This is a genomic window from Micromonospora sp. BQ11, assembly GCF_052068135.1.
Taxonomy (GTDB): domain Bacteria; phylum Actinomycetota; class Actinomycetes; order Mycobacteriales; family Micromonosporaceae; genus Micromonospora.
In genome coordinates, this window is the sequence record NZ_JBQHDB010000006.1 from 242,633 (window position 1) to 260,296 (window position 17,664).

The 17,664-nt window shown below is 72.6% G+C and carries 15 protein-coding genes and 1 pseudogene; 10 read left to right on the plus strand and 6 right to left on the minus strand.

Going from position 1 to position 17,664, the window contains the following annotated elements:
* Together ACTMSW_RS15400 and arfA are read right to left on the minus strand one after the other, a co-directional pair.
* The gene (locus ACTMSW_RS15400; RefSeq protein ID WP_441181291.1) at nucleotides 1–1,326 is read right to left on the minus strand and encodes an ABC transporter substrate-binding protein; all 1,326 of its coding nucleotides are present in this window, start codon (nucleotides 1,324–1,326) and stop codon (nucleotides 1–3) included.
* A gap of 58 nt (nucleotides 1,327–1,384) precedes the next feature.
* Nucleotides 1,385–2,899 (minus strand): arabinosylfuranosidase ArfA, encoded by a 1,515-nt coding sequence (gene arfA, locus ACTMSW_RS15405; protein WP_441181292.1) that lies wholly within the window; start codon nucleotides 2,897–2,899, stop codon nucleotides 1,385–1,387.
* A gap of 151 nt (nucleotides 2,900–3,050) precedes the next feature.
* Here arfA and ACTMSW_RS15410 point away from each other — a divergent pair, with 151 nt between their 5' ends.
* Nucleotides 3,051–4,055, plus strand: coding sequence for a LacI family DNA-binding transcriptional regulator (locus ACTMSW_RS15410; protein ID WP_441181293.1), 1,005 nt, complete (start codon nucleotides 3,051–3,053; stop codon nucleotides 4,053–4,055).
* 195 nt (nucleotides 4,056–4,250) lie between these two features.
* Here ACTMSW_RS15410 and ACTMSW_RS15415 read toward each other — a convergent pair whose 3' ends face one another.
* From ACTMSW_RS15415 to ACTMSW_RS15425, 3 genes and pseudogenes are all read right to left on the minus strand, one after another.
* Nucleotides 4,251–4,976 carry a methyltransferase domain-containing protein gene (locus ACTMSW_RS15415; protein ID WP_441181294.1) on the minus strand — a complete coding sequence of 242 codons (726 nt, stop codon included), beginning with the start codon at nucleotides 4,974–4,976 and terminating at the stop codon, nucleotides 4,251–4,253.
* A gap of 177 nt (nucleotides 4,977–5,153) precedes the next feature.
* Nucleotides 5,154–5,399 (minus strand): annotated as a pseudogene (locus ACTMSW_RS15420) (hypothetical protein); the annotation flags it as partial.
* A 38-nt stretch (nucleotides 5,400–5,437) separates the two neighbouring features.
* On the minus strand, nucleotides 5,438–7,075 hold the full coding sequence (locus ACTMSW_RS15425) for an ABC-F family ATP-binding cassette domain-containing protein (protein WP_441181295.1): 1,638 nt from the start codon (nucleotides 7,073–7,075) through the stop codon (nucleotides 5,438–5,440).
* Nucleotides 7,076–7,196: 121 nt separating this feature from the next.
* On the opposite strand from ACTMSW_RS15425, the gene ACTMSW_RS15430 reads away from it, so the two are divergent.
* From ACTMSW_RS15430 to ACTMSW_RS15445, 4 genes are all read left to right on the plus strand, one after another.
* A complete protein-coding gene (locus ACTMSW_RS15430; RefSeq protein ID WP_441181296.1) occupies nucleotides 7,197–7,958 on the plus strand; it encodes an ROK family protein in 762 nt (253 codons plus the stop codon).
* A 91-nt stretch (nucleotides 7,959–8,049) separates the two neighbouring features.
* Nucleotides 8,050–8,418, plus strand: coding sequence for a tetratricopeptide repeat protein (locus ACTMSW_RS15435; RefSeq protein WP_441181297.1), 369 nt, complete (start codon nucleotides 8,050–8,052; stop codon nucleotides 8,416–8,418).
* 70 nt (nucleotides 8,419–8,488) lie between these two features.
* Complete coding sequence (locus ACTMSW_RS15440; RefSeq protein WP_007465523.1) at nucleotides 8,489–8,743, plus strand: Smr/MutS family protein; 255 nt, start codon at nucleotides 8,489–8,491, stop codon at nucleotides 8,741–8,743.
* 98 nt (nucleotides 8,744–8,841) lie between these two features.
* Complete coding sequence (locus ACTMSW_RS15445) at nucleotides 8,842–9,579, plus strand: alpha/beta fold hydrolase (protein WP_441181298.1); 738 nt, start codon at nucleotides 8,842–8,844, stop codon at nucleotides 9,577–9,579.
* Nucleotides 9,580–9,693: 114 nt separating this feature from the next.
* Here ACTMSW_RS15445 and ACTMSW_RS15450 read toward each other — a convergent pair whose 3' ends face one another.
* The gene (locus ACTMSW_RS15450; protein WP_441181299.1) at nucleotides 9,694–12,117 is read right to left on the minus strand and encodes a M28 family peptidase; all 2,424 of its coding nucleotides are present in this window, start codon (nucleotides 12,115–12,117) and stop codon (nucleotides 9,694–9,696) included.
* 166 nt (nucleotides 12,118–12,283) lie between these two features.
* Here ACTMSW_RS15450 and ACTMSW_RS15455 point away from each other — a divergent pair, with 166 nt between their 5' ends.
* The 5 genes from ACTMSW_RS15455 to ACTMSW_RS15475 all read left to right on the plus strand — a co-directional run bounded on the left by ACTMSW_RS15455 (nucleotide 12,284) and on the right by ACTMSW_RS15475 (nucleotide 17,660).
* Nucleotides 12,284–13,492 (plus strand): PP2C family protein-serine/threonine phosphatase, encoded by a 1,209-nt coding sequence (locus ACTMSW_RS15455; protein ID WP_441181300.1) that lies wholly within the window; start codon nucleotides 12,284–12,286, stop codon nucleotides 13,490–13,492.
* Complete coding sequence (locus tag ACTMSW_RS15460; protein ID WP_441181301.1) at nucleotides 13,489–15,222, plus strand: sensor histidine kinase; 1,734 nt, start codon at nucleotides 13,489–13,491, stop codon at nucleotides 15,220–15,222. Before ACTMSW_RS15455 ends, ACTMSW_RS15460 begins: the two co-directional genes overlap by 4 nt.
* Nucleotides 15,219–15,671, plus strand: a complete 453-nt coding sequence (locus ACTMSW_RS15465; RefSeq protein WP_441181302.1) for a response regulator — start codon at nucleotides 15,219–15,221, stop codon at nucleotides 15,669–15,671. The genes ACTMSW_RS15460 and ACTMSW_RS15465 overlap by 4 nt, the downstream gene beginning before the upstream one ends.
* Nucleotides 15,664–16,476 (plus strand): inositol monophosphatase family protein, encoded by an 813-nt coding sequence (locus tag ACTMSW_RS15470; RefSeq protein WP_441181303.1) that lies wholly within the window; start codon nucleotides 15,664–15,666, stop codon nucleotides 16,474–16,476. The genes ACTMSW_RS15465 and ACTMSW_RS15470 overlap by 8 nt, the downstream gene beginning before the upstream one ends.
* Nucleotides 16,477–16,649: 173 nt before the next feature.
* Nucleotides 16,650–17,660 (plus strand): coiled-coil domain-containing protein, encoded by a 1,011-nt coding sequence (locus ACTMSW_RS15475; protein ID WP_441181304.1) that lies wholly within the window; start codon nucleotides 16,650–16,652, stop codon nucleotides 17,658–17,660.
* The last annotated feature ends 4 nt before the right edge of the window (nucleotides 17,661–17,664 follow it).

Consider the following 17,664-nt stretch of genomic DNA (forward strand, 5'->3'; position numbering starts at 1 on the left):
TCAGCTCCCGTACTTCTTGCGGTTGTCCTCCAGCTGCTTGTTGGCCTTGGCCACGCCGTCGTCGAGCGCCTGCTTCGGCGACTTCTTGCCCAGGGCCGCCTCGTTGAAGGAGTTGTAGAAGGTGGTCATGACCTCGCCCAGGCCGGGGGCCGCCGGCGGGAAGGCCGCGTACTCCAGCTCGGGGGCGAGGGCGTTGACCTCGGCGAGGGCCTTGAAGCCGGCGTCCTCGCGGACCGTCTTGCGGGCCGGCACCTGGCCGCCCTTGGCCCAGTCGAGGGAGCGCTCGCTGAGCCAGTTGATGAAGACCTTCGACGCGGAGACCTTGTTGGCGTCGTTGGCCCGGCCCTTGACGATGGTGAAGTTGTGCGAGTTGGCCCAGGCCGCCTTCTGGGAGCCGATCTGCGGCAGCTCGGCCACGCCCCACTGGATCTCGGGGCTCTTCTTCAGGTCGTTGATCTGCCAGATGCCGTTCCAGTTGAACGCGTTCTTGCCGCTCTTGAAGGCGAGGTAGTCCGCGTCCTGACCGACGTTGGCCGGGGAGAACCCCTGCTTGACCATGTCGGTCAGCCAGGTGCACGCCTCGACCGCCTGGTCGGAGTTGAAGGTCGCCGTCCTGGCCTCGGCGTCGAAGACGCTGCCGCCCCACTGGTGCAGCAGGCTGTAGAACGTCAGGCCGCCGGTGAACTGGAACGGGCTGACCCAGAAGCCCTGCACGCCCGACTTCTTCAGCTCGGTCAGCGCGGCGGTGTACTCGTCGCGGGTCGTCGGCGGCTTGTTCGGGTCCAGGCCGGCCTTCTGCATGACGGCCTTGTTGTAGTAGAAGCCCAGCGGGTGCATGTCCAGCGGAATGCCGTACCGCTTCTCGTTGTAGAGGCCGCCCTTCCAGACGGTGGGGGCGAAGTCGCCCTCGGAGAGCTCCAGGTTCTTCGCCACGTCGTCCAGCTCGGTGATCACCCCGCGGGCGGCGAAGGTGGCGAGCTGGTCCATGTGCATGACCGCGATGTCCGGACCGTTGCCGCTGGAGGCGGCGCCGGGGAGCTTGTTGTAGTAGTCCTCCCACTGGTAGGTGGCGACGCTGACCGCGATGTTCTGGTGCTCGGAGTTGAACTGGTTCACGAGCGCCTTGAAGATGTCGCCGTCACCGCCGGTGAAGCCGTTCCAGAGCTTCAGGTCCACCTTCGGGCCGGTGTAGTTCTTGCCGCCGTTGCCGGCCGCGGGACCGGCGTCGTCGTCGCCACCGCAGCCCGCGAGGGTCAGCGAGGCCGCGGCGCCCAGGCCCAGACCGAGGCCGAGCAGACGCCGCCGGCTCATTTCGTTGTGGATCATGCCTTTTCACTCCTTGGGGGGACGGGATGAATTGTGCCTGGTCGGAGCCGGTACGACATCAGCCGTTGGCGGGGGCGAAACGCAGCACGTTCCAGGAGGCGGCCGGCAGGAGCACGGAGCACCGGCCGCTGTCGGTGGTGGGGGTTCTCATCTCCCGGGGCGTCACCCGGTCGGGGTCGGCCTCGGTGTTCGTCGCCGACGGGTCGTCCCCGGCGGCGAGGCTCAGGTGCTCGAGCGCGCGCAGGGCCGGCAGCCCGCGCAGGTCGAGGTCCAGCGGCAGGTCGGTCTCGCCGCGGTTGACCGCGAAGACGGTCAGCTCGCCCGACTCCTCGTCCTGCACGGCGACGGTGTCCAGGACCGGAACCTCGCCGTGCCGCTTCGTGGAGTACGTCGGGCCGACCGGCTCGGTCCGCAGCACGGTGCCGCGCGCGTACCGAGCGGTCAGCGCGAACGGGTGGAAGATGCTCTGCCGCCAGGCGGGGCCACCGGTGCGGGTGCGGATCGGGGCGATCACGTTGGCGAGCTGCGCCTGGCAGGCCACGCCCACCCGGTCGGCGTGCCGGAGCAGGGTGATCAGCAGGTCGCCGACGACCACCGCGTCGACCGCGGTGAAGTCGTCCTCGATCAGCGCCGGCGCCTCGACCCAGCCGCGCCGGTCCAGGTCCGCCTTGAGGCGGGACTCGTACCAGACGTTCCACTCGTCGAAGGAGATCTTCAGCTTGCGCCGGTGCCGCTGCTTCGCCGCCACGTGGTCCGCGGTGGCGATCACGTCGGTGATGAAGCTGTCCATGTCGACGGCGGAGGCCAGGATGCTGGCCCGGTCCCCGTCGGAGGGGTCGTAGTAGGTGTGCGCGGAGATGTAGTCGACGTGCTCGTACGTGTGCTCCAGCACCGTCGCCTCCCAGGAGGCGAAGGTGGGCATCCGCCGGTTGGAGCTGCCGCAGGCGACCAGGCTGATCGTGGGGTCGATCATCTTCATCGCGCGTGCGGTCTCGGCGGCGAGCCGGCCGTACTCGTCGGCGGTCTTGTGGCCGACCTGCCAGGGGCCGTCCAGCTCGTTGCCGAGGCACCAGAGCCGCACCCCGTACGGGTCCTCGGCGCCGTTCTTGCGCCGCAGGTCGGAGAGCTGGGTCCCGCCCGGGTGGTTGGTGTACTCCAGCAGGTCGCAGGCCTCCTGCACGCCCCGGGTGCCGAGGTTGACCGCCATCATCGGCTCGACGCCGGCCTCGGCCGCCCAGGTCATGAACTCGTCCAGCCCGAAGGCGTTGGTCTCGATGGTCTTCCAGGCCAGGTCCAGCCGGCGCGGCCGGTCGCCGACCGGGCCGATCCCGTCCTCCCAGCGGTAGCCGGAAACGAAGTTGCCGCCGGGGTAGCGGACCACGGACACGCCCAGCTCCCGGGTCAGCTCCAGCACGTCGCCGCGCAGCCCGCGGGAGTCCGCCGTGGGGTGGCCCGGCTCGTAGACCCCGCCGTAGACGCAGCGGCCCATGTGTTCGACGAACGAGCCGAAGAGGCGCCGGTCGACCGGGCCGATCGCGAAGGCGGGGTCGATGGTGAGCTGCGCGGTCCGCAAGGGGGTGCCACCTTTCCTGTTGCCGGTCCGGGTGACCGGAGTCACCCTTCTGCCTTGATTTCTACAACGTTGTAAGCAACGTTGTAAAGGGGTCGTGATCGGGTCGTGACACGGTAAGGTGCGGTCCAGTTGGATCGGGGGGAGGCGTCAAGTGCGGCACAGGCTCAAGGACGTGGCGGAGCGGGCCGGCGTGTCGGTGAAGACCGTCTCGAACGTGGTCAACGGTTACGTGCACGTCCGTCCGGACACCCGGGCGCGGGTCGAGGAGGCCATCGCCGAGCTGAACTACCGGCCGAACCTGTCGGCGCGCAACCTGCGCAAGGGGCGCACCGGAGTGATCGCCCTGGCCGTCCCCGAGCTGGACATCCCGTACTTCGCCGAGCTGGCCCGGCACGTCGTGACGGCCGCCGCGGAACTCGGCTGGACGGTGCTGATCGACCAGACCGGCGGCGCCCGGGAGCAGGAGCGGGTGGTGGCCAGCGGCATCACCGAGCACCTCATCGACGGCCTGATCTTCAGTCCGCTGGCGCTCACCGCGGAGGACCTCGCCGGCCTGGACGGTACGCCCATGGTGCTGCTCGGCGAGCGGGTCGACCACGGCCCGGCCGACCACGTCGGCATCGACAACGTGGCCGCCGCCCGGGAGATCACCGCCCACCTGGCCGGGCTGGGCCGCCGCCGGATCGCGGCCATCGGCTCGCAGCGCACCCCGGAGGGCGCCAGCGCCCGGCTCCGGCTCGCGGGCTACGCCGCCGCGCTCGCCGACCTGGGCCTCGACTTCGACGAGACCCTGGTGGCGCCCGCGCCGGCCTGGCACCGCGCGGAGGGTGCGGCCGCGATGCGGTCCCTGTTGTCCCTCCCGGTACGCCCCGACGCCGTCTTCTGCTTCAACGACACCCTGGCCCTGGGTGCCCTGCGCGCGTTGCACGAGGCGGGCCTGCGGGCGCCCGACGACGTCGCCGTGGCCGGCTTCGACGACATCGAGGACGGCCGCTTCTCGGTGCCCACCCTGAGCACCGTCGCGCCGGACAAGGAGCGCATCGCCCGCCTCGCGGTGGAACTCCTCGCCAACCGCATCGACGGCGACCGTACGGCCCCGCCCCGCGAACTCCCCGCCCCCTACCACCTGGAACTACGCGAAAGCACCGAAGGCTGAGCCACCTCTCTCCTCGATCAACGCCTCGGTGTCATTGACATCGGGGTGTTGGAGGCGTCCGGACGCCCCGATGTCGATGACATCGAGTGGATCTAGGCCTCGTCCTGGAGCGCGGACGGAACGACCACATGGTGGACGCGCGAGACGGACCTCGACCCGCGAAGCGGCGAGGGGGGACGGGCGCCAGGGGCCGGGTCAGTCGAAGAAGCGGGCGAGGTGGGTGGGGGTGGGGCCGTCGGCGTCCGGGGGCAGGGGAGTGAGGTCGGCGAAGATGGAGGCGCCGTCGCAGCCGGCGTGCAGGGGGTACCAGCGGGGGGTTCCCGGTGGGCGCTGGAGGCAGATGCCCTTGAACGTCTGCACGTCCAGCAGCCGGACGTGGGTCGGGTCGGCCACCGCGTTGACGTGACCCCACCAGGGGCTCATCACGTGCAGCACGCCGCCGGGCCGGAGCACCCGGTGCGCCTCGTCGACCAGCGGCAGGAAGTCGATCAGGTGCTCCAGGATGTGCACCGCGAAGAACACGTCGACCGAGTCGTCGGCCAGTGGCAGCGACCCGGACAGGTCGGCCACGGCGTCCACGCCGGGCGCCGGGAAGATGTCCAACCCCAGGTTGCCCGGCCACTGCTTGGTTCCGCCGCAGCCCAGGTCGACCACCACCGGGTCCCGGCCCCCGACGCGTACCCGGCACCAGACCGCGAGCACCCCGGCGAGTCGACCCACCCGGTCCCGCACCAGCCGCAGCTCTGCCGGGTCGGCGACCTCCCCGCTCAGGTGCGCCACCCCGCGGTCGAAGCGGACCTCGACGGCGAGGTCCCGCAGCCGGTCGTCGTGTCGGGCCTGGTCGAGCCACGCCTCGGCGAGGAACCCGTCGACCGCCCGCAGCCGCTCGGCCGAGGGCGGGGTCTGTGCCAGCGCGACCATCAGCCCACCTCCGGCCGCCCGTTACCCGCATCCGCGCCCGTCATGCGTCGGTCGTCCCGGGCCGGGGCCGGACGCGGGTGCCGCGCAAAGCCGGCGAGCGGTCGGTCAGCCGGAGATCGTCCGGCGGGGACGACCGGCGGCGCGCATCCGCTGGCGCGGCTGGGGCGTGGCGGTCCTGGGCCGCTTGAGGTGGTAGCGGTGCAACTCGTTGTTGCCGGGCAGGGACGGGTCCTCGCTCATGGCGACCAGCTCCCAGCCCTGGTCACCGGCCCGGTTCAGGTGGGCCAGCGCCGTGTCGCCGTACGCCGTCACGTCCACCATCGAGCCGTCCGGCCCGTACCAGACGAAGACGATCTCCCAGCCGGTGTCGTTGGTGGCCGCTTGACGACGGCGGACCAGCAGCGCGTACTCCCACTTGAGCATGGACTCATTCTCACCCCGCGCCGCCGCGTCGGCACGGATCAATCCTCGGCGATCCGTCCGCCGTCCACCCGCAGGCGTCGGGTGGTCGCCACCGCGTCCAGCATCCGCCGGTCGTGGGTGACCAGCAGGAGCGTGCCCGGGTAGCCGGCCAGAGCCGACTCCAACTGCTCGATCGCGGGCAGGTCGAGGTGGTTGGTCGGCTCGTCGAGGACCAGCAGGTTGACCCCGCGTGCCTGGAGCAGGGCCAGCGCGGCGCGGGTCCGCTCACCCGGGGAGAGGGTCGACGCCGGCCGCGTGACGTGCGCCGCGCGCAGGCCGAACTTCGCCAGCAGCGTGCGCGCGTCCGCCGGCGGGAGATCCGGCGCGGCGGCGGTGAACGCGTCGATCAGAGGCGTGTCGGAGAGGAACAGCCCCCGGGCCTGGTCCACCTCGCCGACCACGACCCCGGGACCCAACGCGGCCTGCCCGGCGTCCAGCGGCAGCCGGCCGAGCAGGGCGGCCAGCAGGGTCGACTTGCCCGACCCGTTCGCCCCGGTCACCGCGATCCGGTCCGCCCAGTCGACCTGGAGGGTCACCGGGCCGAGGGCGAACGCTCCCCGGCGTACGACGGCGTCGCGGAGGGTGGCCACGACGGCGCCGGCGCGGGGCGCGGCGGCGATCTCCATGCGCAGCTCCCACTCCTTGCGCGGCTCCTCGACCACCTCCAGCCGCTCGATCATCCGGTCGGTCTGCCGGGCCTTCGCCGCCTGCTTCTCCGAGGTCTGGCCCCGGAGGTTCTTCGCGAGCTTGTCGTTGTCGCCGGCCTTGCGCCGGGCGTTGCGGACACCCTTGTCCATCCAGGCGCGCTGCATGCGGCCCCGCGCCTCCAGGCCGGCGCGGGTGTCGGCGTACTCGTCGTAGTCGGCGCGGGCGTGCCGGCGGGCGACCTCGCGCTCCTCCAGGTACGCCGCGTAGCCACCGCCGTAGTGGTTGACCTGCCCTTGGTGCAGGTCCAGCTCCAGCACCCGGGTGACCGTGCGGGTCAGGAACTCCCGGTCGTGGCTGACCAGCACCGTGCCGGCGCGCAGTCCGGTGACGAACTCCTCCAGCCGTTCCAGGCCGGCCAGGTCCAGGTCGTTGGTGGGCTCGTCGAGCAGGAAGACGTCGTACCGGCTGAGCAGCAGCGACGCGAGCCCGGCGCGGGCGGCCTGGCCGCCGGACAGCCCGGTCATCTCCTGGCCCAGGTCGACGGCGAGGCCCAGCTCGGCGGCGACCTGCTCGGCCCGCTCGTCGAGGTCGGCCCCGCCGAGGGCGAGCCAGCGCTCCAGCGCCTCGGCGTAGGTGTCGTCGGCGCCGGCGACCCCCGCGCCCAGCGCCTCGGCCGCCGCGTCCATCGCCGCCTGCGCGCCGGTCACCCCGGTCCGCCGGGCCAGGAACGCGCGCACCGTCTCGCCCGGCCGCCGTTCCGGCTCCTGCGGCAGGTGCCCGACGCTCGCGGTGGGCGGGCTCAGCGTGACACCGCCGGCCTCGACCGGAGCCAACCCGGCGAGCGTGCGCAGCAGCGTCGACTTCCCCGCCCCGTTCGGCCCGACCAGCCCGACCACGTCCCCCGGCGCGACCACGAGGTCCAGCCCGCTGAACAGCGCGCGTTCCCCGTGCCCGGCGGCAAGCCCCTTGACCACCAAAGTCCCACTCATCGCCGCCGACCCTATCCGGCGAAGGAAGGGCCCCCCGTTAACGCCTGGTGTGTAGAAGGGCCCCTTCCTAACACCGGGGTCCGGCGGGCCCCCGGCGCGGACACGAGGCAGACTCACTCTGGTGGTGACCACTCTGGCGATCGACTGCGGGGGCGGTGGGATCAAGGCGTCCGTCCTCGACGCCGCGGGGACGATGCGCGCGCGCCCGTTGCGGGTGCCCACGCCGTACCCGCTCCCGCCCGACCTCTTCGTCAAGACGCTGCTGGACCTCGGTGGCCGGCTCCCGGCGGCGGACCGCCTGACGGTCGGCATGCCCGGCATGATCCGGCACGGTGTGGTGGTGGCCACCCCGCACTACGTCACCCGTTCCGGCCCCCGGACGAAGGTCGACGCCGATCTGGTGGCCCAGTGGTCCGGGTTCGACGCGCGCACGGCCCTCGCGGACGCGTTCGGTGTCCCGGCGCTGGTGCTCAACGACGCCGAGGTGCACGGCGCCGGGGTGGTCGCCGGTACGGGCTGCGAGCTGGTCCTGACCCTCGGCACGGGGCTGGGCAGCGCCCTCTTCGACGGCGGAGTCCTCGCCCCGCACCTGGAGCTGTCGCACGCCCCGGTCCGGTGGGGCACCACCTACGACACGTACGTCGGTGAGCCCGAGCGGCGCCGCCTCGGCGACGCGTTCTGGTCCCGCCGGATCCGGCAGGTGGTGGAGGGGCTGCGCCCGGTGTTCCGCTGGGACCGGCTCTACCTGGGTGGGGGCAACTCCCGGCTGATCCGGCCCGAGCAACTGGCCCGGATGGGCGACGACGTGGTCGTGGTCCCGAACACGGCCGGGATCGTCGGCGGCGTACGCGCCTGGGACCTGGCCGCCGCCCGGCCCGTCTGAGGGGCAACCCCGACCCGGGGAACAGTCGCGGTACCGCCGGTGTTGTGCCAGCGTCGGGGGAATGACGGCGTGACACGAGGGGGTGGGTCGAATGGATCTTCTGGCCGACTACCGGCGGGCGACCATGTTCTTCGAGGCCGGTGACCCGACCGGGGCCGCCCGGCTGCTCGAGCCGATCGTCGAGGCCGAGCCGGGCAACGCGTCGGTGCGGCAGCTGCTGGCCCGCGCGTACTTCCAGTCGGCCCAGCTCAACCGGGCCGAGGAGCAGCTCCGCGAGCTGGTCGACCGGGACCCCAGCGACCACTACGCCCACCACGTGCTGGGCCGGACGCTGGAGCGGCTGAACCGGCACGCCGACGCGCTGCGCCACCTGCGCATCGCGGCGGCCATGCACAGCCACAACGACGACTACACCACGGCGCTACGCCGGGTGGAGGGCCGGGTCGGCGCGGGTCGCTGACCGGGGCAGGGGCGGGGACGCGTGAGGGGTCCCCGCCCCTTCGTACGATGGGGCCGGAGGTGGGTACGGCGTGAAGCTCAAGCTCGACCTGCACGAGATCTTCAACAAGGGTCAGGACATCGACCGTGCGCTGCGCGGGATCATGGACGAGGCGGTGGCGAAGAAGGCCACCCTCGTCGAGATCATCCCCGGCAAGGGATCCGGCCAGCTGAAGAAGCGGGTGCTGCGGTTCCTCGACCAGAAGGACGTCAAGCAGCTCTACCACCGCGTCGAGAAGGACTCGAAGAACTTCGGCCGCCTCTTCGTCCATTTCCGCTGGAAGTAGCGCCCACCCGCTCGTCGGCATCGATTCCCCCGCTGCGGCGACGAGGGCGCGCCTAGAGTCGATCTCAGGACCCTCCACGGCCGAGGAGCGCTGAGACCATGTCCGCTGAGCACCCGACGATCGTGTTGGTGCACGGAGCATGGGCCGACGCCTCCGGCTTCGGCGACGTGATCCGTGCTCTCCGTGATCGTGGATTCGCCGTGATCGCAGCCGCCAATCCGCTCCGGCACCTCCGGAACGACGCCGCGTACCTGGCGCAACTACTGGGGGGCATTTCCGGCGACGTGGTGCTGGTCGGTCACTCGTACGGCGGTGCGGTCATCGGCAACGCCGCCACCGGCAACGACCACGTCAAGGCGCTGGTCTTCCTCAGTGGATGGATGCCCGACGAGGGCGAGAGCATCCAGCAGCTCATCGAGTCGAAGCCCTTCGAGAGCAGTCACGTGGGACCGGCCCTGCGACCGATGCCGTTCGAGAACCCGGACGGCAGCGACGGTGTGGACCTGTACCTGGACCGCGACGCCTTCCGCGACGTGTTCTGCGCGGACGTGGATGCCGGGACGGCCACGGTGATGGCGGCGGCGCAGCGCCCCTGGGGTGGCGCCGCCGCCGCGACGCCCTCGGGTCCACCGGCGTGGAGGTCGATCCCGTCGTGGTACCTGCTCAGCACGGAGGACCGGGCGATCCCGCCGGACGGGCAGCGTTTCATGGCCGAGCGCGCCGGAGCGACCGTCGAGGAAGTGGCGGCGTCACACGCATCCATGGTGTCGCAGCCCGAGGTCGTGACCAGGCTGATCCTGAGCACCGTCGAGGCAACACGCACCAGCGGCGCGTAACGACCGACCCCTCCCCGCGATCTTGCACTTTCGGTCGCTGATTCGCGCCCTTGAACCCTTTGTCGAGGCACAAAGTGCAAGATCGCGGGGGACCCCGCGGGGCGGGGCGGGGGACTACAGGGGATAGGTGCGGGCTACGGCGAGCATTTCCGAGCTGTGGGAGCCGACCACGCCGACGTCGGGCGGGCGGGGGCGGAAGCCGGGCAGCGCGTCGAGGCCGTCGCTGGCGTCCATCACCCGGATGCCCACCTGACCCGCCTTCGGCGTGAGCGTGAGCGTCACCTCGATGCCCTCGCCGGGCGGGGCGTGGAACACCACCCCGAAGCCCCAGCGGCCCTCGCGGGGCTCCACCGGCACGGACCGGCCGGCCACCTCGGCGCGCAGCACGGTCGCGGTGCCGGTGTCCACGTGCAGGGTCGCCAGCCGCACCCCGGGGCGCTGCGGGGCGACCCGGAGCCGCAGGGTGCGTTCGCCACCCGTGGTCGTGTCGGCCAGCACGTCCAGCTTCGGTGCGGGCAGGGAGGCGACCGGGGCGGGTCCGGCGAGCAGGTCCTCGTCGCCGATGCCGGGGAACTCGTCGGCGACGGAGACCCGGGAGTCGACGTAGGCGTCGGTCCAGGGCTGCGGTGACGCCTCGTGACTGAGCCAGCGGGCCTGGCCGGTGCCGGCGTCGAGGGCGTACATCAGGTGGGTGGGCGCGGGGTGCGTGGCGTCGAAGCGGTCGACGGTCAGCCCGACCCCGGCGAACACCGCCGCCGCGAGCGCCGCCGCGGCGGCCGGCAGCGCGCCGAGCCGGCGGGCCCGGAGGGCGACCAGGCCGCGTTGACCGCCGGCCTGCGGGTGCAGGAGATCGACCACGGGCAGCGCGGCCAGGCCGAGCAGCACCGCGAACAGCGCCGCCACCCCGCCCATCGCCATACCGAGCGCGGGGAAGAGCAGTACGACCGTCGGCAGCAGGATCACCACGGCGACCGCGCCGGCCAGGGTCGTCGCGACCACCGGCCATGGGCCGTCGACCCGGGTGGCCAGCGCGATCAGCCCGGCCGCCGCGCCGGCCAGGGCCGGGAGGGTCGCGAGGTACGCTCCGCCGGGCACCAGCACCGCGAGCAGCACCCCGAACAGGGCCAGCCAGGCCAGACCGCCGACGGCCAGGGCGGCCGGGCCGATCCGGCGGCGGGTGAGCGCGTACCAGGTGAACAGCACGGCGGCGGCGAGCGCCACCACGGCCAGCCGGTACCAGGTCGGCCGGTACGGGTCGAGCAGTTCCGCGTATCCGGGCCGGAGTGCGGTGATGCCCGCCCAGAGCAGGTACGCGCCGAGGGGGGCGGCGAGCACGGGCACCAGCCCCAGACCGAAGCCGGCGACCAGGCGCCCGGTGGTGGTCCGGCCGCGGCGGCGGGCGAACCAGCCGAGGGCGACCACGCCGGCCAGCGCCAGCAGGGCCAACGGCAGGGTGAGCCAGCCCGGGTAGCGGACCAGGCCGCCGGGGACCGGGAAGTACGTCGAGTCGTGTCCGGATTCCAGCGCGGTCAGGTCGAGGCGGCCGAACTCCCGGGCCAGGCCGAGCGCGTTGTCGCCGTGGTGCTGGAGGCTGGCCCGGTCCATCGCGGCCGGCGTGTCCAGCGGGGTGTGGTAGATGGCTCCGCCGTCGATGTAGGCCGAGTTCAGCCCGACGAAGCCGTCGGCGTCGAGGAACGCCGTGAAGTCGGTGTCGTTTGGCAGGGCCCGGTAGATCTCCACCGCGAACGAGGTGCCCACCGGGTGCGGCGCGGCCCGACCGAAGGCGGCCACCAGGGCGGCGTTGTCCCGGGACGTCTCGAACATGATCACCGGTCCGGTGGAGCCGCGCGCCTCCAGGTTGAGCACCACGCCGCCGTCGGCGGCGAGCGGGTGGCTCGACGCGAACGCCGACGCTCCGCACAGGCACGCCTCCTCGGCGTCGGTGAGCACCAGGACGACGTCGTTGCGGGGCCGCGGACCGGCGGTCAGCGCGCGGGCCACCTCCAGGATCGCCGACGTCCCGGCGGCGTCGTCGTTGCCGCCCGGCCCGGACTGCACCGAGTCGTAGTGCGCCACCAGGAACACCTTCCCGGTGGGATCGGTCCCGGGCACCGTGGCCACCACGTTGCGGACCCGGGCCAGCGTCGCCCCGCCGGCCGCGCCGCTGAGCTGCCCGGCCTCCGGTGCCACCGTGTCCTGCACCTCGGGGGACAGGCCGAGGCCGCGCAGGACGGTGACGAGGTGCTCGCGTACCTGGTCGTTGGCGGGGCTGCCGGCGACGTGCGGACGGGCCGCGATGACCTTGACGTGCTCGTACGCCCGGGCCGCGCTGAACTCGCCCGGCGGCGCGTCGGCTGGCCGCGGTGCGGGACTGCGCAGGTCGAGAACGCTGCCGGCACCGACGGCGACGAGCGCGACGAGCGCGGCCGCCGCGGCGGCGAGCCGGCGGCGGGGCCGGGCGAGGGCACGGTCCCGGGCCGGTACGCGGGGTGTCGGGTCGACCGGCGCGCGGTCGGACGGGATGGGAGGTGCGCCCACAGGGACTCCTCGGGGTGGGGGCGGGGGTAGCCGTCGTGTTGTGTGCGACCGTTGTCTAATACAGGATCAGCAGGGCACTCGGAAGGAGCCCCACATCACCAGCGATCTCCCGCGTCTCGCGGCGGTGACCCGGCCGCACCGGGGGCCCGGCCATGCCGGTCCCTCCGTGGTGCCCCGGGCGGTTCCGCACGCCGGTCTCGGGCGCCACCCCAACCTGCCTCCGGGCGAGCGGCTGCGGGTGCTGCTGGTGGAGGACGACGAGGGCGACGCGTTCCTGGTCGGCGAGCTGCTCGCCGAGACGAACTCGATGATCGACCTGCTGGTGGCGACCAGCCTCAGCGAGGCCCGGCAGCGCGTGATGGGCGTGGACTGCGTCCTGCTCGACCTCGGCCTGCCCGACGCGCAGGGCCTCGACGGGTTGCGGCAGGTCCTGGAGATGGCCAGCGGGGCCGCTGTCTGCGTCCTCACCGGGCGCTCCGACGAGCACCTGGGCATCGTGGCGGTCGCCGAGGGCGCCCAGGACTACCTGGTCAAGGGCCAGGTCGACGGCGTGCTGCTGACCCGGGCACTGAGGTACGCGGTGGAGCGCAAACGCGCTGACGAGAACGCCCGCCGGCTGCGCGAGGTCGAGCTGCGCCAGGCCGAGTCCGCCCGCCTCGAGCGGGGCCTGCTGCCGCAGCCGCTGATGTCGACCGACCAGGTCGCGGTGCACACCTTCTACCGGCCCGGCCGGCACGCCGCCCTCATCGGCGGGGACTTCTACGACGTGGTGCAGACCCGTCCGGACCGGGTCGACCTGATCGTCGGTGACGTCTGCGGACATGGCGTGGACGAGGCGGCGCTCGGTGTCGAGTTGCGGGTGGCCTGGCGGGCGCTGATCCTGGCCGGAGTCCCCGACGACGAGGTGCTGCCGGCGTTGGAGCAGGTGCTGATGAGCGAGCGCCGGCTCCAGGAGATCTTCGCCACGGTGGCCACCGCCCGACTGGACCTCGACGTGAACCGGGCCACCGTCCGGCTCGCCGGGCATCCGCCACCTCTGCTGCTCGCCGGCGGCAAGGTGGTGCCCGTACCGGCGCGGGGCGGCCTGCTGCTCGGCGTCCGGCCCCGCCGACCTGTGGCATACGACCTGGAGTTCGACACCGATGACTGGTCCCTGTTGATGTACACCGACGGCCTGATCGAGGGGCGGGTGGGCGAGGGCGACGAGCGCCTGGACGTTCCCGGCCTGTCCGGCCTGCTCGCCGAGCCGGCCAGCCTCGCGGTGTCGCTGGCGGAGCTGCCGGCCTGGCTGGTGGGTCGGGCGGAGCAGATCAACGGCGGCCCACTCGCCGACGACGTCGCCATGCTGCTGGTCAGCCGGGGTGGTGGCCGGTGAGGTTCGGCATCCACGACTGGACGCTGCGGCGCCGGGTGGCGCTGCTGCTCGCCCTGGTCACGCTGATCCTGGTCGGCCTGGCCGGTACGGCTGCGGCCGTCGCCGCGCAGAACCGCAACCAGATCGACGCGATCCTCAACAAGACCGGGCCGCTGCGCGTGCAGGGGCAGGAGCTGCTGAGCGCACTGCTGGAGCAGGAGACCGCGGTCCGTGGCTATGCGGGCAGCGGGGACCGGGGCGACCTGGCCTCGTACGACGACGGCCTGAAGCAGGAGCGTGAGCGGATCGCCTCGATGCGGGCGCTCCTGGACGGCGATCGGGCCATCGCCGATGAACTCGACCGGGTGGAGGCCCGGGCGGCGCAGTGGCGGGAGACCGTCGCCGTTCCGGTGATCGCCGCGACGAACGAGGGCGGTCCGGACGCCGGGCAGGCCCTCGTCACCGACGAGGCCCGTCAGCAGTTCGACCAGGTCCGCGGCGCGGCCGACGGCCTGCAGCGGGAGATCCTGGCCGCCCGCGAGCGGAACGCGGTCGAGGTGCGGCGCAGCAGCAACGAACTGGCCGTCCTCCTGGTCGTCGCCGCGGCGGTGGTCGCGATCGCCGGCCTCGCGCTGGTGCTGTCCCTGGACCGCATGGTGATCCGGCCGCTCACCGACCTGGCCACCCAGGTCCGGGAGGTGGCCGAGGGCGACTACCAGCACCGGATCGCCGGGTCGGGTCCGCCCGAGTTCGTCCACCTCAGCGACGACGTCGACGCCATGCGCCGCAAGATCGCCAAGGACCTCGACGAGGTACGCGAGGCGCGGGAGCGGATCGAGTGGGTCAACAGCCAGCTCCAGAAGCAGGCCGAGGAGCTGACCCGGTCCAACCGTGACCTGGAGCAGTTCGCGTACGTCGCCTCGCACGACCTCCAGGAGCCGCTGCGCAAGGTGGCGAGCTTCTGCCAGCTGCTCCAGCGCCGGTACGCCGGCCAGCTCGACGAGCGGGCCGACCAGTACATCGCGTTCGCGGTGGACGGCGCCCAGCGGATGCAGCGCCTGATCAACGACCTGTTGGCGTTCTCCCGGATCGGTCGTCTCACGACCGGCTTCACCGAGGTCGACCTGAACAAGGTGATGGGTGACGTGGCCGGGCAGACCGAGGCCGCCCGGCAGTACGCCGACGCGGAGCTGACCTGGGGAGAGCTGCCGGTCATCCGTGGCGAGGAGCCGCTGCTGACCAACCTGCTCGCCAACCTCGTCAGCAACTCGATCAAGTTCCGCCGCCCGGACGTCCCGCCGAAGGTGCACGTCTCGGCGCGGCTGGTGGGCGACGAGTGGGAGATCAGCTGCCAGGACAACGGCATCGGTATCGAGCCGGAGTTCGCCGACAAGATCTTCGTCATCTTCCAGCGGCTGCACGCCAAGGACGCGTACCCGGGCACCGGGATCGGCCTGGCCATCGTGAAGAAGATCGCGGAGTACCACGGTGGCCATGTCTGGGTGGACACCGGCACCGAGGAGGGGACCGCGATCCGCTTCACCCTCCCCGCGCTGCCCGAGGACGTCGAGGCCGCCGCCCGCGAGACCGAGGCGACGGCGCAGGACGGTACGCCGGCCACCGGCGAGCCCACGGGCACCGACGGGCAGACGGCGGACGCGGACGCCGCGACGGCCCCCGGGAGCGCGGAACGCACCGACGTGGTGTCGGAAGGCGGTAGAACGGGTGGCATGAGGGAGACGGTGGGATGACCGCGCCGGCGGACGGCAAGAGCCCGATCGAGGTCCTGCTGGTCGAGGACGACCCGGGTGACGTGTTGATGACCCAGGAGGCCTTCGAGGAGCACAAGCTCCGCAACCGGCTGACCGTCGTCTCCGACGGCGCCGAGGCGCTGGCCTACCTGCGGCGCGAGGAGCCGTACACGGACGCGGTGGCACCGGACCTGATCCTGCTCGATCTCAACCTGCCCCGCCGGGACGGGCGGGAGGTGCTGGAGGAGATCAAGAAGGACGAGCACCTCTGCCGGATCCCGGTGGTCGTGCTGACGACGTCGCAGGCCGACGAGGACATCCTCCGCAGCTACCAGCTGCACGCCAACGCGTACGTCACGAAGCCGGTGGACTTCGAGCGGTTCATCTCGGTGGTCCGGCAGATCGACGAGTTCTTCGTCAGCGTGGTCAAGCTGCCGCCGCGTGGCTGACACCCTGCTCGACGACGTCGCCGGGCTGCTGCGCGAGACCGCCGACCGCGTCGTGGTCCCGCTGTTCCGCAAGCTGGACGACGCCGACGTCGAGGAGAAGGCGCCGGGCGAGGTCGTCACCGTCGCCGACCGGCAGGCCGAGGAGCTGATCTCCGCCACGCTGCGGCGGATACGCCCCGGCTCGGTGGTGGTCGGCGAGGAGGCGGTCGCGGAGGATCCGGGGCTGCTGGGCCACCTGCGGGACGCCGGCGAGGTCTGGCTGGTCGACCCGATCGACGGCACGTCCAACTTCGCCGCCGGGCGCCGGCCGTTCGCGTTGATGGTGGCCCTGCTGACCGACGGCGTACCGACGGCCGGGTGGGTGTTCGACCCCCTCGCCGACACGCTGGCCGTGGGGCGGGTGGGCGAGGGGACGTACGTCGACGGCCGACCGGTGACGGCGGCGGACACCGCGCCCGCGGTCGGTGGGCTGCGGGGCGCGGCGATGACGCGTTTCCTGCCGCCGCGCGAGCGCGCCCGCGTCGAGGCGGGCGGGGAGCGGCTGGGCGAGCTGCTCCCGGGCCAGCACTGCGCCGGCCGGGAGTACCTGGACATCCTCACGGGCGACCAGCAGTTCGTGCTCTTCTGGCGGACCCTCCCGTGGGACCACGCACCCGGCACGGCGCTGGTGCGGGCGGCCGGCGGGGTGGCGCGCCGCTTCGACGGCACCGACTACCACCCGGCGGACGACGGTCGCGGCCTGCTCGTCGCCGCGAACGAGCGGGTCTGGGCCGACGTCCGGGAGGCGTTGCTCGGCGGAGCGTGAGCGCCGGTGCGACACAGCGTCGACGTTCGATGCCGCAGGGGGTCGCGGGCCTGGTCACAGGCGGTGGTTCCGGTATCCTGACCCGCGGTCTCCACCGGCCGGTCGTCGACCGGCCCCGACGGGGCCGCCGCCGCAGGGTCATCGGGGTCGGCGGTCGACGGAAGGATGCTCTCGTGCGTACGACCATGCCCTCCGGGCGTCGCGGCAAGCTGATCGCTGTCCTCGCCGCCGTCGCGATGGTCCTCGGCGTCGGGGCCGTGCCCGCGTACGCGGAGCCGAACGAGGGTGGCTCGAAGAAGCTGCGGGACACGCTGGAGGCCACCGCCAAGGCGCACATCGAGGCCCAGGCGAAGCTGGCGAACTCCCAGCGCCGGCAGAAGGAGCTGACCAGCCAACTGGCCGCGGTCGAGGTCCGGCTGGTCGGCCTGACCGAGCAGGTGGGCGAGGTGGCCGCGCAGTCGTACCGGTTGGGGCGGCTGACCACGGCGGCGATGCTGCTGGAGAGCACGTCGCCGGAGGCGTTCCTGGAGCGGGCCGCGAGCCTGGACACGATGGCGCAGCGGGACGGCAAGAAGATCCGGGAGCTGACCGACACCCGTGAGGAGGCCCGCACGGCGAAGATCGCCATCGACACCGAGATCCGCGAGCAGCAGAAGCAGGTCCAGGTGATGGCGAAGCGGAAGAGGGAGGCCGAGGCGGCGCTCGCCGCGGTCAGCTCCGGCGGCAGCCGCGGCTTCAGCGGGGGCAGTTCCACCTCGGCGAGGCCGGCGCCGCGCAACTCCGACGGGTCGTGGCCGTCGGAGTCCTGCTCGGTGAACGATCCGACCACCTCCGGCTGCATCACGCCGCGCACCCTGAACGCCCTTCAGCAGACCCAGGCCGCCGGCTACAAGCGCCACGTCTCCTGCTACCGCAGCGGAGGCTCCGGCGAGCACCCCAAGGGCCGGGCCTGCGACTTCTCGGCCGCCACCGGTGGGTTCGAGAACGAGACCGCCACCGGCGGGGACAAGGCGTACGGTGACGCCCTGGCCGCCTGGCACGTGCGCAACGCCGGCCGGCTGGGTGTGTTGTACGTGATCTGGTACCGGCAGATCTGGCATCCCGGCACCGGCTGGCGGTCGTACGGCGGCAGCGGCAGCCCGGCTGCCGACCACACGAACCATGTTCATCTCTCGATGTACTGACCCG

Excerpts from the sequence above, each read along its gene's own strand:
- ACTMSW_RS15400 (WP_441181291.1), bottom strand. The coding sequence starts at position 1,326 with ATGATCCACAACGAAATGAGCCGGCGGCGTCTGCTCGGCCTCGGTCTG.
- ACTMSW_RS15415 (WP_441181294.1), bottom strand. The coding sequence starts at position 4,976 with ATGGTCGCGCTGGCACAGACCCCGCCCTCGGCCGAGCGGCTGCGGGCG.
- ACTMSW_RS15425 (WP_441181295.1), bottom strand. The coding sequence starts at position 7,075 with ATGAGTGGGACTTTGGTGGTCAAGGGGCTTGCCGCCGGGCACGGGGAA.
- ACTMSW_RS15435 (WP_441181297.1), top strand. The coding sequence starts at position 8,050 with ATGGATCTTCTGGCCGACTACCGGCGGGCGACCATGTTCTTCGAGGCC.
- ACTMSW_RS15445 (WP_441181298.1), top strand. The coding sequence starts at position 8,842 with ATGTCCGCTGAGCACCCGACGATCGTGTTGGTGCACGGAGCATGGGCC.
- ACTMSW_RS15465 (WP_441181302.1), top strand. The coding sequence starts at position 15,219 with ATGACCGCGCCGGCGGACGGCAAGAGCCCGATCGAGGTCCTGCTGGTC.